This window comes from Methylosinus sp. shoA (assembly GCF_059718125.1).
On the sequence record NZ_AP046091.1, the window covers coordinates 4,548,600 to 4,563,312 of the forward strand.

Here is a 14,713-nt window from a genome sequence, read left to right on the forward strand (position 1 = left end):
TCAGCCGATCCTCTCGACCAGCTTCCCGATCAGCTCGGCGATGGTCCGCCCCTGGGCGCGGGCGGCGAAGGTCAGCGCCATGCGATGGCGCAGCGCGGGCGCAGCCAGCGCCGCCACATCGTCGAGCGAGGGCGAGAGGCGGCCCGAGACGAGGGCGCGGGCGCGCGTCGCCAGCATCAGGGCCTGGGCCGCGCGGGGGCCGGGACCCCAGGCCACATGGACGGCGATCTCGCGATCCCCCTCTCCCGGCCGCGCGGCGCGGACGAGATCGAGTATGGCGTCGACCACACGGTCGCCGACCGGCAATTGCCGCACGAGACGCTGGACCGTGATAAGTTCGTCGGCCGAGAGCGCCCGCCGCGGCTCGGCGATGCGGTCGCCGGTCGTCTCCAGCAGGATGCGCCGCTCGCTGGCGCGATCGGGATAGTCGACGTCGATCTGCAGCAGGAAACGGTCGAGCTGCGCCTCGGGCAGCGGATATGTGCCCTCCTGCTCCAGCGGGTTCTGGGTCGCCAGCACATGGAAGGGTCGCGGCAGATCGTGGCGCTCGCCGGCGACGCTCACATGATATTCCTGCATCGCCTGCAGCAGCGCCGATTGGGTGCGCGGCGAGGCGCGGTTGATCTCGTCGGCCATCAGCAATTGCGCGAAGACCGGGCCCTTGACGAAGCGGAAGGAGCGCTTCCGGTCGGCGCTCTCCTCCAGCACCTCGGAGCCCAGAATGTCGGCGGGCAGCAGGTCCGGCGTGAACTGGACGCGGCGCTCGTCGAGGCCGAGCACCCTGCCGAGAGTCTCGACCAGCTTGGTCTTGGCGAGGCCGGGCACTCCGACCAGCAGTCCATGGCCGCCGGCGAGCAGGGTGACGAGCGCCTGCTCGACCGCCTCCTCCTGGCCGAAGATCACCGTGGAGACGGCTTCGCGGGCGCGGCCGATCTGCTCGAGGGCGCGCTCTGCGGCGGCGGCGACGGAGGAAGCGGTTGCGATTTGATCGGTCATTGCGATTGCGGGTGCTCCGTGGGGGCCGACGGCCTCGATTGTCCTACAATAGACGGTGGAACGCCCTTGTCGACGTTGCGGAATGATTAATTTCGGCTTACCCATTCCTCCGAGGATAGGGCGCGCTCCCTCTCCCACTCGTGGGAGAAGGTGGCCCCGCTCCGCGCACGGGAGTTAAGGAAGACGCGCGTGCTACGCGCACGAAGAGGCTCTCATGTGGCGGGTCGTCATCCAACCTCTGCTGCTGTTCGTCACTCCCTTCGTCCTCTATGCGCTCTATCTGCTGGCGCGCCGGCGCTTTCCGTTCGTCGCCGAGCTCTGGACGCGCAGCGTCGTCTCGACGCTGGCCATCGCCGGCCTCGCCGCCGCCGTCGCCGGCTTCGTCCTGCTCGGCGTGCTGTCGACGCGCAATCAGGGGGCCTATGTGCCCGCCCATATAGAGGACGGCCGGCTGGCGCCCGGCCGCTTCCAATAGCCTTGCCGCTCCGCCTCCTCGCCGATCCGAAGATCGAGCGCCTGTTCGCAGCGCTCTCGGCGACCGGCGGCGAAACCCGCATCGTCGGCGGCGCGGTGCGCGACTCCCTGCTCGGCCGCCGTCCCCACGAGGTCGATCTCGCCACCACCGCCCTGCCGGAGGCGGTGATGGCGGCGGCGCGCGCCGCCGGCCTCAAATGCGCGCCGACGGGAATCGAGCACGGCACCGTCACCGTCGTGGTCGAGGGCGCGCCCTTCGAAGTCACGACGCTGCGCGAGGATGTCGAGACTTTCGGCCGTCACGCCAAAGTGCGCTTCGGCGATGATTTCGAGGCCGACGCCCTGCGCCGCGACTTCACCATCAATGCGTTGTCTTTGTCGCAGGACGGAACGCTGCATGACTACACCGGCGGACTAGCCGATCTCGAGGCGCGGCGCATCCGCTTCATCGGCGATCCGGCGACGCGCATCGCCGAGGATCATCTGCGCGTTCTGCGCTTCTTCCGCTTTCACGCCTCCTTCGGCGAAGACGCGCTCGATCCTGCGGGCCTCCACGCCGCGATCGTCGCGCGCCATTCGCTGCGAAAGCTCTCCGCCGAGCGCATCCGCGCGGAAATCCTCAAGCTGCTTTCCGCGCGGGGGGCCGTGGCGGTGGCGCGCGACGTCTCGCAGGCCGGCATTCTGGAGATCGTCGTCGGCGCGACCTTTCCCGCGCGGCTCGAACGACTCGCCGCGATCGAGGCGAAGCTCGGACATTTCGTCGATCCGCTGCTGCGGCTCGTCGCCCTCGCCGTGATGGTCGAGGAGGACGCCGACCGTCTGCGCGAGCGGCTGCGCCTGTCCAATGTCGAGCACAAGCGCGCCGCCGGCGCCGCCCGGCTGCTGGTCGAACTGCACGGCGCGCGCGACGCGCCGATCGAGCAGGATCTCACGCGTCTCCTCTTCGTGCATGGGCGCCCCTCGGCGCGCGACGCTCTGGCGCTCGCCCATGCCGAGAGCCGCGCCGCGACCGAGGACGAGGGCTGGCTGCGCGCGGCGCGCTTCCTGGCCGAGACGCCTTCGCCCGATTTCCCGGTGAAGGCCGCCGATCTCATCGCCCGCGGTCTCGCCCCGGGCCGCGCTCTCGGCGCGGTGCTGAAGGAGCTGCAGGCGAAATGGATCCGCGCCGGCTTTCCCGAGGATCCGGCGATCGTGACGCGCCTCGTCGAGGAGGCGACGAACAGCTGCGATTCCGCCCGCGAGTGACTCCCAATCCCGCACGTCCCGCGCTATCATCGACGCACCGTCCATGTGCGGGAGTGGCGTCATGAGCGTCGAGACCAGACAGCCGAGAGACGTGGCGCGGCGGCTGGCGGAGCGCGCCCGCGCCAATCGCAGCGCGCGCAGCGACGGCTGGCGGCGCGAGACATTCACGCTCGAGCGCGGCGCGGCGCGGGCCAAGGCGCGCGAATGGTTCGACCTCTATCCCAAAGCCGCTTACATGACCGAGATCGAGTTCTGGCGCGAGCTCGAGGACGGCCGGATCGAGTTCACCATTCGGCGGCTGCCGAGCGCGGATTGATACGACATCCGAGCTCTCTGCGGAACCCGAGACAAGAGGCCGAAGCCGAGCGAATCGCTTCGCGAGGCGGTCCTCTCTCGAACCGAAAACAAATTCCCGCCATTGGCGCGCGCCCGTCGGCTCGCTATAAATGCAGCCGGGCGGTGACGCGCTGCCCCGGGGCGTGGAAACCCCGAGAGTACCGGCAAAGGCGCCGGCCGGAACGGCGCCGAGTCCTTGACCATTCGGTCGGGGAGCCTGCGGCGCATGTCCAGGCGCCTCGGTGCTAAAGGTCGTAGGGACCGAGTACTCTCGGTTTTCCAACTCCCCGATCTGGTCGCGAGAGTTTGCGGGGGCGCACCGCGAACGCCGCCTTCCGTGCCGAGGGGAGATGAAGGCTGGAAAGTCGGCCACGCGCCGCCACGCAGAACAAGGACGTCGCCTGAGCCTCGCAGGGCGCGAGAGCAGAGCCGTCCTGCCTTCGGCCCGGCGTCGCCGGCTTTTCCGATCGGTTGTCGAATGCCCATTGAGCAGCGGGCCGGCGGCGCGGCGACGGCGTTCCGGCGCTCCGCGAGCAGCGCCGATCGGCGTCGGAGCGGCAGTTTTTCAACAGGGAGAATTCAAATGAGTCATTCTTTGTCGTTCGAGCACGCGAGAGCCGAAAATGTCGAGGCGGCGGCGAAGCTCGCATCCGAGATCACGATCTCGGGCAAACGTTTGGAGATCGCCGTCAGAGACAGCCTGCGCTGCGCCCTCGGCGAAGCGAGGCTCTTCTATATCGAAGGCGACTACGCGAGCGTCGTACGTTCCTGTGTCGAAGCCGCGCTCGCGGCGGCTCGGCAGACAAAGAGCGAGAGCGAGATCGCTGTCGTGATCGAAGAGCATATCTCGGCCGCGATCGACGCGCATCTGAGAGAGTTGGCGGCGCCATCCTCGTCACGATAGCCGATCGCGCGAGGCCTCAGAACGTATCCGGCAGCACGTCCGGCGTCTCCCAGGCGAGATGCTGGCCGGCGTCGACGGCGATCATCTGCCCGGTCACGCTCTTCGCCTCGGCGAGATAGACGACCGCGTCCACCACGCCCGCGACATCCGCCGGGCGCTTCAGCGGCACGCCGCGCGCCTCGGCCTCGAAACCCTTCTGGCCATGCACGGCGTTGGGAAACACCGGCCCCGGCCCGACGGCGTTGACGCGGATGCGCGGCGCGAAGCTCTGCGCCATGGTGCGCGTCGCCATCCACAGGGCGGATTTGGCCAGCGTATAAGTGAAATAGCGCGGCGTCGGGCGGAAGACGCGCTGATCGAGGATGTTGACGATCGCCCCTTCCGTCTCGGCCGGCAGTCGCGCCGCCATGTCGCGCGCGAGCAGCAGCGGCGCGCGCAGATCGACGGAAAATTGCCGGTCGAACACCTCGACCGAGAAATCCTCGGCCGAATCGAGTTCGAACAGCGAGGCGTTGTTGACGAGCAGCGCGATCGGCCCGAACTGCCGCGCCGCGAATTCCATCAGCGCCTCCGTCTCGCGCGCGTCGGCGAGGTCGGCGGCGGCGATGGTCGCGCGCCCGCCTCTGGCGCGGATCGCCTCCGCCGCGAGCTCCGCCTCCTGCGCGGAACGAGGCGAGGTGTGCAGCACGACCGGCCGACCCTGCTGCGCGAGGCGCGCGGCGATGGCGAGGCCGATGCGCCGCGCCGCGCCGGTCACCAGAGCGGGTCCCCGGCCGGCGCCGCCCGCGCTCGAGATGTCTTCGCCTTTCGTGCTCACGGGCGGGGGAATTCTCACGGCCGGAGGGCGACGTCAATGCGGACAGAACGCTCCGCCGCCCCAGGAGTCTCGAATGTCACGCGCGCTTCGATTGTGCGGCCTCGTTGGAATTGGCGGTCGGCGTCGCGGTGATTTCCGCCATCCTCGCGCCGAGATCGATGATCGCCTGACGCAGGGCCAGCACGTCGCGCTCGCCCTGCCCCGCTTCGCCCGTGAACGCGAGGGAATGGCCGCCGGCGGCCTCGCGCCAATGGGCGTGCTCGCGCCGCAGCGCGTCGACCGCTCCCTGCAGCAGCGCATTGTCGGAGCGCGCGGCCTCCAGACGGTCGGCGTGGTCGCGCTCCTCGGCGCGGGCGACGCGCAACGCCGATTGGAGCCGCTCGATCTCCACCGTCGCCGCGCCCTCCAGCGCCTCGAGCCGCGCAACGGTCTCGTCCAGCCTGCGCTGGAGCTCGGTCTTCTCGACGATGGCGATGTCGAGCTCGCGCGTCGTCTGCGCCAGCACCTGATCGACGTCGCCGAGCCGCTGCGCCTCGGCGAGCGCGCGCGCCAGCTCCTCCTGCAGCGCGTCGAGCCGCTGGCGCATCTCGGCGTTCTGCACATGCAGGCCGGCGATGCTCGATTCATGCGCCGCCACCTGCGTCCTGTGCATTTCGGTCAGCCGGCCGAGCTCCTCGCGGTCGGTCTCGACATTGCGCAGATTGCCGATGAGCTGCTCGACGCGGTCGGTCATGTCGTTCAGCGCGGATTCGGTCGAGCGCAGCAGCGCCGTGCGCTCCTCGAGGAAGCCCTTGGTCTCCTCGAATTTCTTCTCGAACAGATCGCCGCGGGCGGTCGCCGCAGCGAGCTTGCCGTCCAATTCGGCGATGCGCGCGACGCCTTGCCCGATCGCCAGCATGTCCGCGGCCTTGCCGGCCTCGACCTTCTCCATCTTCTTCTCGAGGCCACGGCGGCGCGCGGCGAATTCCGCGCGCAGCAGATCGCGCTCGGCCGCCATCTTCTCGATCGAGAGCGGCGTGAGCATGTCGAGCCGGCGCAGCGACAGCCGCATGGCCCGCCGCCAGAAGGCGGGCAGGATCATCAGGGTGAAGAGCCCGGCCGCGAGGAACCCGAGCGCGAAATACATCGCCTGTTCGATCACTTGCGGGTTCCTTCGGACGAAGCTCGGGCGAGAACTCTCGAGGTCGGGATGAAATGGGGGCGCGCCCTCGTCGCGACAATGCCACGGCGCCCATGCGAAAGCAAAGCGCCGAGCCGCCGTCCGGCCCGGTGTTTTCATGTCTCGGTAAATAGGCGCGGCGACGCTTCAGCCGCGTCCGAACAGTTTTTCGATGTCGGCGAGCTTGAGCTCCACATAGGTCGGCCGGCCATGATTGCATTGGCCCGCGCCCGGCGTGCGCTCCATCTCGCGCAGCAGCGCATTCATCTCCTCAGCGCCGAGCCGCCGTCCGGCGCGCACCGAATGATGGCAGGCGGCGCGCGCCAGCACCGCGTCGAGCCGGCGCGAGAGGCCGCGCGCGTCGCCCTCTTCGACGAGCAGATCGGCGACGTCCGCGACGAGCCGCTCGACCTCGGCGTCGCCGAGCGCGGCCGGAACCTCGCGCGCCAGCACGGCGCCGGGACCGAAGGGCTCGAGCACGAGGCCGAGCTCGGCGAGCTCGGACAGCGCCGCGAGCAGCGCGTCGAGCGGCGCGTCGTCGAGCTCGACGACGCGCGGGACGAGCAGCAGCTGGCGGGCGACGCCGGCGGCCTGCCGCTCGGCCTTCAGCCGCTCATACACGAGCCGCTCATGGGCGGCGTGCTGGTCGACGATGACGAGCCCGTCGCGCGTCTGGGCGACGATATAGGTCTCGTGAATCTGCGCGCGCGCCGCGCCGAGCGGGGCCTCGGCGTCGGCCGGCGCGGTGGGGACCGCATCGGCGCGGGCGTCGGCCGAGGGCGGGCCGATGTCGAATCCGGCCTGCGCCGCCTCGGCGAAGCCCGCGGGCGCGGAGGGCGAGCGGCGCGGGTCCCAGTCGAGCGGCCGCGTCCAGACGCGCGGCGGCGGCCCCGCGCGTCCGCGCGCGAGCAGCGACAGGGCTTCGCGCGCCGGCGTATCAGCGCTGCGGTGCAGCGCCGAGGCCAGCGCCTCCTTCAGCGCGCCGACGACGAGCCCGCGCACGAGGCCGGGATCGGAAAAGCGAACCTCGGCCTTGGCCGGATGCACATTCACATCGACCGCGCGCGGATCGCATTCGATGAAGAGGGCGAGCGCCGGATGGCGGTCGTGCGAGAGAAAATCGAGATAGGCGGCGCGCAGGGCGCCGGCGAATAATTTGTCGCGCGCCGGCCGCCCGTTCACATAGACGAATTGCATCTGCGCATTGGCGCGATGATAGGTCGGCAGGCCGGCGAGCCCTTTGAGCCGCACTCCTTCGCGCGCGGCGTCGAGCGTGATCGCATTGGCGGCGAAGTCTTCGCCGAGCGCCTGCGCGACGCGACGCGCCCTCCCCTCCGCCGCGGCGCCGCAGGCGGGATAGTCGAAACTCTGGCCGATGTCGGCGCTAAAGCCGAAGCGCACGGCGGGATGGGCGATGGCGAGCCGCTTCACGACATCGGCGACCGCCGCCGTCTCGGCGCGCTCGGACTTCAAAAATTTCAGCCGCGCCGGCGTCGCGGCGAACAGATTGCGCGCCTCGACCCGCGTGCCCTTCGGCCAGTCGCCGGCGCGCAGCGCCCGCCGCTCGCCCGCCTCGACGCGGATATGCGCGCCGACCTCGGCGCCCCGCGCGCGCGTGTCGACGGAAAGATCGGCGACGGCGGCGATGGAAGGCAGCGCCTCGCCGCGAAAGCCGAGCGTCGCGATTGCCGTCAGATCGCCGTCGGGGATTTTCGAGGTGGCGTGACGCTCGACGGCGAGCGCCAGATCCTCGAGGCTCATGCCGAAACCATCGTCGACGACGCGGATGAGCCGCCGCCCGCCCGCCTCGATCGCGACGTCGATGCGCGTCGCTCCCGCGTCGAGCGCGTTTTCGACGAGTTCCTTGACGGCGGAGGCCGGCCGCTCGATCACCTCGCCGGCGGCGATGCGGTCGACCAGAATGGGATCGAGACGACGGATGCGCATGGGATGACTTCTAACCCAAAGGCGCGATTCGGCGAAGACTCGGGCGGCGTGCGCCGATCGCGCTCGAAGATCTCGCCTATGGAGCCGCATCCGACTGAGAACATCCGTCTGATAAATATTTGTCGGCCCGCGCCGCACTCGCGCGCTCACAGCGGCTCGATCGCCAGCGGCAGGCCGGTCCGCGAGCGCAGCGTGAGATTGGTCGCGAGACGCATGCGATGGCCGGGCGTCGCGCGGAAGCGGAAACCGCGCACGAGGCTCGCGAGCAGCACGATCATCTCGATCATCGCGAAGTTCATGCCGATGCAGACGCGCGACCCGGCGCCGAAGGGCAGGAAGGCGCAGCGATGACGCGCCTTCGCGCGCTCCGGCGCGAAACGGTCCGGATCGAAGCCGTGCGGCTCCTCCCATAGTTTTTCGTGGCGGTGCACGCAGAAGGTCGCGACGATCGCCAGCTGTCCGGCCGCGAGGCGCAGCGGGCCGAGCGTCGTCGCCTCGCGCGGCGCGCGGCCGACGCCGATCGCCGGCGGGAACAGCCGCATCGCCTCGCACAAGACCTGCCGCGCGAAGCCGAGCCTTTCGATGTCCTGCGGGCCGATCTCGCGCGCGCCGACGGCGGCGTCGATCTCCGCGCGCAGACGCTCCTGCGTCGCCTGATCCTTGGCGATGAGCCAGAGCGTCCAGGCGAGCGCCGTCGCCGAAGTCTCATGGCCCGCGACCATGAAGGTGTAGAGATTGGACAGAAGCTCGTCGTCGCTCATCGCGCGGCCCGTCTCCGGATCCTGCGCGGAGAGCAGCAGGCCGAGAATGTCCTTCGATTCCCCGCCCTCTTCGCGCCGATGCGCGATCAGCGTCTTCGTCGCGGCGTGCAGCCAGGCGATGCTCTCGGCGACGCGGCGCGAGCCGGGATAGGGGAAGGCGTCGGGCAGGCCGATGCGCGAATAGAGAAAGCGCCAGCCGACGCTCGCGAGCGACGGAGCGAGCGCATCGAGAAATCTGCGCTCGTCGAGCCGTTCCGCGCCGGCTCCCAGCACGGCGTGCAGAATGATGGCGAAGGTCAGCCGCGACATTTCCGGCGCGACGTCCCGCACGGCGCCTTCGCTCGCGCGGCGCCACTCCCGCGCGAGGTCCGCCGCGCAGCGCGCGAAGATCGGCACGAGAGCGAGCAGGTTCTCATGACGGAACGCCGGAGCCGCGGCGCGCCGCTGCCACCGCCAGTCGGCGCCTTCCGCGAAGAAGAGGCTCTGTCGGTTGACGACATTGGACAGCGCGCGAGTCTGAAAGCGGTCGCGTTCGAAGGCTTCCGCACGCGTGACGAGCGCCTCTTCGACGAGAATCGGATCGGCGACGAGCAGAGTCGGCGGCAGCAGCGGCCAGACGCCGCGCATCGTCGCAAATCCTCGGCGATAGGTCTCGGCGGGCCAGTTCTCGATCTGGTTGAAGGCGGCGACGCGCAACGACGGACGCGCGCGCGGCGTGAAGGGCAGGAACTCGGGATCGTGGAACATGTCGTGGCTCCGTCGTCGACCATCGAACTTATGCCGCAGCGAAACGCACATGTCGCCTCGCAATTTGCGCCCTTTCGCCGGCCCCGAAGCGTGGACGCGAGGATTGCGTTTATCGGCGATCCGTGAATAGTTGTGCCGACATCGGCCTTGCCGGGCCGATGTCTCATAGTCGAAGGAGCACGATCGACATGTTTCGATTCTTGATCATCTCGCTCGCGGCGGCCGCTTTGACGCAGGCCGCGCATGCGGAAACGAAACTCGCGAAGAAGATCGACCCCGCGATCGTCGCGAAGACTGCGACAGCGAGCGAGATCGCCGATGCGATCGCCGAAACGGGGACGGTCCGCGTCATCGTCGTCGTCAAGCCGAGCGCCGGCCCCACGACGCAAGAGCTGTCGGCCGCCGCGCGCGAACCCTCCACCCGCGCGGCGACCAAGCAGCTGGTGACCGCGGCGCTCGACGACGTGCTGTCGCGCCACAAGCTGTCTCATGTCGGCGGCGGCAAGGGCGCGCCCGCCATCGTGCGGCTGACGACGGTTCCGGCCTTCTCCGCCGTCGTCGACGAGGCGGAGCTGGCCGCCCTCGCGAAGGATCCCCGCGTCGTCTCGATCCAATATGATCGCCCGATGAAAAAGCAGCTCGCGGTGAGCGTGCCGTTCATCGGCATGACGGCCGTGCATTCGGCCGGCGGCACCGGAGCCGGCTATGCGGTCGCGGTGATCGACGACGGCATTCAGCGCGATCACGTCTTCGTCGGTCTGTCGCGCCTCTACAGCGGCCGCGAGGGCTGTTTCCTCGACACCAATAATTGCCCGAACGGAAGCAATCAGCAGATCGGAACCGGCGCGTCCGCGGTCGCGCCGGGCGCGAGCCACGGCATGCACGTGTCGGGCATCGTCCTCGGCAAACGCGCGTCGGGCACGCCGAACAAGGGCGTCGCCCCGAGCGCGAAACTGGTGCCGATCAATATTTTCGGCCCGAACACCAGCGTGTCGCAGGCGGCGATCTTGCGCGCCTTCGAACATGTCGAGGATCTGGTGATGGAGAGCGGCGGGACGAATCCGCTGAAGATCGCCTCGATCAATATGAGCGTCGGCGGCGGCGCCAGCGCCGGCATCTGCGACGCCGACGCCAATATGACGCTGCTGAAGCCCGTCATCGACAATCTACGCAAGCGCGGCGTGCTGCCGGTGGTCGCCGCCGGCAATGATGGCAAGCGTGGCGAGATGGGCTTTCCGGCCTGTCTGTCGACCATCGTGTCGGTGGCGGCGACGAGCCGCGCGGGCGTCGTCGCGAGCTACAGCAACATCAGCCCGAGCACGGACCTCTTCGCGCCCGGCGGCGAGCAGGGCGAGTGCATCGTCTCCTCCGTGCCGACCAACGCCTTCGGCCAGAAGTGCGGCACCTCCATGGCCGCGCCCCATGTCGCCGGGGCCGTCGCGGCGCTGAAGCAGCTGAACCCGACGGCTACCGCCTGCCAGATCGAGAACGCGCTGAAGTCGACGGGCCTCGCCACATCCGACATCCGCAGCGGCGGCGCGATCACCAAGCCGCTCATTCGCGTGAACCACGCTCGCTCGCGGCTGAAGTCCCCCGTGGCGCCGGCCAATGACAAATTCGCCTCGGCCCAAGTCATTCCGCCCCAGGCGTCGCAATATACGGTCGAGGGCTCCAATGTCGGCGCCACGCTCGAGACCGGCGAGCCCAGCTACTTCGGGACGGGCACGGCCCGCAGCGTGTGGTGGAAGTGGAAGCCGAACGCTTCGGGCCCTGTCGTCATCGACACGCTCGGCTCGGGATTCGACACGGTGCTGTCGGTCTACAATGGAGCGACGTCGGTGACGAGCCGCGGCACGCGCGTCGCTGTGAGCGACAATATCTCCAATGCGGTGAAGCAGAGCCGAGTCGCCTTCAGCGCCGTCGCCGGCCAGACCTATCACATAGTGGTGGCGGGACGGAACGCCGCGGAAGAGTGCTCCGTCACGCTCAACGTCACGCGTCCGCCGCCGAACGACAATTTCGCGCAGGCGCGCATCGTGAGCCTTCCGCTCGCGACCGAGGTCAGCGTCGCGGGAAGCAATGTCGGCGCGACCAAGCAGACCGGCGAGCCCAACCTCGGAGGCGATCCGGCCACGACATCCACCGTGTGGTTCCGCTTCAAGGCGCCCGAAACCGGACTCATCACACTGGACACGGTCGGCTCGCAGATGGTCGACACCGTCCTCGCCGTCTACAAGGGATTGACCCTCGACAAGCTGACGCTCGTCGCAGCCAATGACGACATCGTCAACGGCGTCGAAAGGCACAGCCGCCTGTCCTTCCAAATGACGGCCGGAGCGACCTATCAGGTTCAACTCGGCGGTTGGCGGGGCGAGCAAGGGCGCTATCGGCTGTGGTTCAATCCGGCCGGCGCGCAGAGCGTCGACCGCACGAAAGTGTCGGCGACCGAGTAGCGCCACTCTCGTGCGCCGAGACGAAGGAGCGGCGCCCGCGCCGCTCCTCGTTCCTTTGCCTCGCGACTTCCTGCCGCGCCGCGCGAGCGTGAACGTGAGGATTGCGTCTGTCGGCGATCCACGGGATAGTCTGGCCACGCATCGGCTCCGACCGATCGGGTTCACATCGTCGACAGGAGCGTCATCCTCATGTTTCGATTTTTGATTGTCACGCTCGCCGCGGTTCTTTCCATCTCGATCGTCCGCGCCGAAACGAAGAAGGCGAAGATCGGCTCCGCCATCGCCGCGAAGACGGGGACGGCGAACGAAATCGCCGACGCCCTCGCCGCCCAGGGCGCGGTCCGCGTCATCGTCGTCGTCGCGGCGAGCGGGGGAGCGACGATGAACGAGCTGTCGACCGCCGCGCGCGTCGCCTCGACGCGCGCCGTGACGAAGCAGCGGGTCGCGACGACGATCGACGCAGTGCTGTCGAGCCACAAGCTGTCCCACGTCGGCGACGCCAAGGGGGCGCCCGCCCTCGTCCGCCTCACGACGGCGCCGGTCTTCTCGGCCGTCGTCGACGAGGCCGAACTCGCCGCGCTCGCGAAGGATTCGCGCGTCGTCTCGATCGAATACGACCGTCCGATGAAAAAGCAGCTCGCCGTGACCCTGCCGCTCGTCGGCGCGCCGGCGATCCACTCGCTCGGCGGAACCGGATCCGGCTACGCCGTCGCGCAGATCGACGACGGGATCCAGCGCGATCACGTCTTCCTCGGCGCGTCGCGCCTCTATGCGGGGCGGGAGGCCTGCTTCCTCGACACCAATGATTGCCCGAACGGGACCAATCGGCAGATCGGGACGGGCGCGGCCGCGGCGGCTGCGGGCGCGAGCCATGGCACGCACACGGCCGGCATAGCGGTCGGCAAGCGCGCGTCCGGCGCTCCGAACAAGGGAGTCGCGCCGGGCGCGAAGCTCGTGCCGATCAATATTTTCGGCCCGAACGCAACCGTGTCGCAGGCGACGATCCTGCGCGCCTTCGAACATATCGAAGATCTGGTGTTCGAGAACTCCGGCGCGAATCCGCTGAAGATCGCCTCGGTCAATATGAGTGTCGGCGGCGGGGCCAGCGCGGGCATCTGCGACGCCGACGCCAACATGGCGCTGCTGAAGCCGGTCGTCGACAGTCTTCGCAGCAAGGGCGTGCTGTCGGTGGTGTCCGCCGGCAATGAGGGCGAGACGGGCCAGATGTCGTTTCCGGCCTGCCTGTCGACGATCGTGTCGGTGGCGGCGACCAGCCGCGCGGGCGTCGTCGCGAGCTACACCAACATAAGCCCGAGCACCGATCTCTTCGCGCCCGGCGGCGAGGTCGGGGGCGATTGCGTCGTCTCCTCCGTGCCGACCGACGGCTTCGGCTCGAAATGCGGGACCTCCATGGCCGCGCCCCATGTCGCCGGCGCCGTCGCCGATCTGCGTCAGCTGTTCCCGACGGCCTCGGCCTGCCGTATCGAGAATGCGCTGAAGTCGACGGGCCCTCTCACCCCCGATACGCGCTCGGGCGGCGCGACGATCAAACGCCGCCTTCGCGTGGACGGCGCGCGAGCGCGCCTGCTGAACCCTGTGGCTCCGAGCAACGACAATTTCGCGTCGGCCTCGGCCATTCCGAGCACTGCGACACAATATACGACCGAGGGCTCCAATGTCGCCGCCACGCGCGAGACGGGCGAGCCCAGCTATGTCGGGACGAGCACGACCCGCAGCGTGTGGTGGAGGTGGAAGCCCATCGCCTCCGGCCCGGTGACGATCGACACGCTCGGCTCCGGATTCGACACGGTGCTGGCAGTGTATAGAGGCGCGACGTCGGCAGCCCATCTCGGCGTGCGCGTCGCGTTGAGCGACAATATTTCCGGCGCCGTGAAGCAGAGCCGCGTCTCTTTCAGCGCCGTCGCGGGCCAGACCTATCACATCGTGGTCGCCGGCCGCAGCTCGAGCCAGGAATGCTCGATCCAGCTCAATCTCTCGCGCCCGCCGGCGAACGACGATTTCGCTCAGGCGCGCGCGGTGAACGTGTCGGCGATCTCCGAAGTCGGCCTCGCGGGAAGCAATATCGGCGCGACGAAGCAGATCGGCGAGCCGAATCTGAATGGCGACGCCGCAAATACCACGACCGTGTGGTTTCGTTTCAGGGCGCCCGCGTCCGGACTGATCAGCCTGGACACGCTCGGCTCTCCGACGCTCACCGACACGGTGCTCGCCGTCTACAGGGGCGCGGCTATCGACGCCTTGACGCTGGTCGCGGTCAATGACGACATCTCCGACACGACCCTGAGCCGCGTGACCTTCAACATGAAGGCGGGGACCACCTATTACGTCCAGCTCGGCGGCTGGCACGGCGCGGAAGGCCGCTATCGGCTGTGGTTCTCGCCTGCCGGGGCGCAGAGCCTCGACCGCGCGAAAGCGGCGCTCGTCGAATAGAGCGGATCGCTTCCGCCGCGCGCCCTCACGCCTGCGTCACCAGCCCCAGCCGCCCGCTCCGATCGCATAGCCGCCGAAGCCGGCGTCGACGATCCCCGGACCACCATAGGCGTAGCCGTAAGGATAGCCATAGCTCCCATAATAGCCGACGCCATAGGCCGGATAGGAATAGGCGGGATAGCCGACATAGACAGGGGCGGCGACGACGGCGGCGGGCTCGACATAGACGGTCCGGCGCTCCACCACGCGCCGCACATAGGTCGTGCGGCCTTCGCAAGGCTGCTCATAGTCCGTCTTCTCCGGACAGACGCAGCGGCGCACGCGCTCCTTCGCAAGAGCGGAATCGACGCCGATCTGCGCGCAGAGGACGGCGAGGATGGCGAGGCAAGTCGGCTTTGCGAAATATCTCATGGCCCTGTTCCC

General features: G+C 69.0%; 12 protein-coding genes. 6 read left to right on the top strand and 6 right to left on the bottom strand.

Features of this window, described 5'->3' with window-relative positions:
• On the bottom strand, positions 1–996 hold the full coding sequence (locus tag AC6IW9_RS21400) for an AAA family ATPase (protein WP_497767142.1): 996 nt from the start codon (positions 994–996) through the stop codon (positions 1–3).
• 214 nt (positions 997–1,210) lie between these two features.
• Between AC6IW9_RS21400 and AC6IW9_RS21405 the strand changes: the two genes are divergently transcribed.
• The 4 genes from AC6IW9_RS21405 (at position 1,211) to AC6IW9_RS21420 (ending at position 3,955) form a co-directional block, all read left to right on the top strand.
• Positions 1,211–1,471, top strand: a complete 261-nt coding sequence (locus AC6IW9_RS21405) for a DUF6111 family protein (RefSeq protein WP_497767145.1) — start codon at positions 1,211–1,213, stop codon at positions 1,469–1,471.
• Positions 1,472–1,473: 2 nt separating this feature from the next.
• Complete coding sequence (locus tag AC6IW9_RS21410) at positions 1,474–2,715, top strand: CCA tRNA nucleotidyltransferase (RefSeq protein WP_497767147.1); 1,242 nt, start codon at positions 1,474–1,476, stop codon at positions 2,713–2,715.
• Positions 2,716–2,776: 61 nt separating this feature from the next.
• On the top strand, positions 2,777–3,031 hold the full coding sequence (locus AC6IW9_RS21415; RefSeq protein WP_497767149.1) for a hypothetical protein: 255 nt from the start codon (positions 2,777–2,779) through the stop codon (positions 3,029–3,031).
• A gap of 603 nt (positions 3,032–3,634) precedes the next feature.
• Complete coding sequence (locus AC6IW9_RS21420; protein WP_497767151.1) at positions 3,635–3,955, top strand: hypothetical protein; 321 nt, start codon at positions 3,635–3,637, stop codon at positions 3,953–3,955.
• Between the two features lie 16 nt (positions 3,956–3,971).
• Here AC6IW9_RS21420 and AC6IW9_RS21425 read toward each other — a convergent pair whose 3' ends face one another.
• The 4 genes from AC6IW9_RS21425 to AC6IW9_RS21440 form a co-directional block, all read right to left on the bottom strand.
• Positions 3,972–4,772, bottom strand: a complete 801-nt coding sequence (locus AC6IW9_RS21425) for an SDR family oxidoreductase (protein ID WP_497767153.1) — start codon at positions 4,770–4,772, stop codon at positions 3,972–3,974.
• A gap of 76 nt (positions 4,773–4,848) precedes the next feature.
• On the bottom strand, positions 4,849–5,913 hold the full coding sequence (locus AC6IW9_RS21430) for a hypothetical protein (protein WP_497767155.1): 1,065 nt from the start codon (positions 5,911–5,913) through the stop codon (positions 4,849–4,851).
• A gap of 165 nt (positions 5,914–6,078) precedes the next feature.
• On the bottom strand, positions 6,079–7,878 hold the full coding sequence (mutL, locus tag AC6IW9_RS21435) for a DNA mismatch repair endonuclease MutL (RefSeq protein ID WP_497767157.1): 1,800 nt from the start codon (positions 7,876–7,878) through the stop codon (positions 6,079–6,081).
• A 146-nt stretch (positions 7,879–8,024) separates the two neighbouring features.
• Complete coding sequence (locus AC6IW9_RS21440; RefSeq protein ID WP_497767160.1) at positions 8,025–9,386, bottom strand: cytochrome P450; 1,362 nt, start codon at positions 9,384–9,386, stop codon at positions 8,025–8,027.
• Between the two features lie 188 nt (positions 9,387–9,574).
• Between AC6IW9_RS21440 and AC6IW9_RS21445 the strand changes: the two genes are divergently transcribed.
• Positions 9,575–11,839: a S8 family peptidase gene (locus AC6IW9_RS21445; protein WP_497767162.1), complete on the top strand. Its 2,265-nt coding sequence runs from the start codon at positions 9,575–9,577 to the stop codon at positions 11,837–11,839.
• Between the two features lie 189 nt (positions 11,840–12,028).
• A complete protein-coding gene (locus AC6IW9_RS21450) occupies positions 12,029–14,290 on the top strand; it encodes a S8 family peptidase (RefSeq protein ID WP_497767164.1) in 2,262 nt (753 codons plus the stop codon).
• Positions 14,291–14,326: 36 nt separating this feature from the next.
• On the opposite strand, the gene AC6IW9_RS21455 is transcribed toward AC6IW9_RS21450, so the two are convergent.
• Positions 14,327–14,701, bottom strand: coding sequence for a hypothetical protein (locus AC6IW9_RS21455; RefSeq protein ID WP_497767167.1), 375 nt, complete (start codon positions 14,699–14,701; stop codon positions 14,327–14,329).
• Between the last annotated feature and the right edge of the window lie 12 nt (positions 14,702–14,713).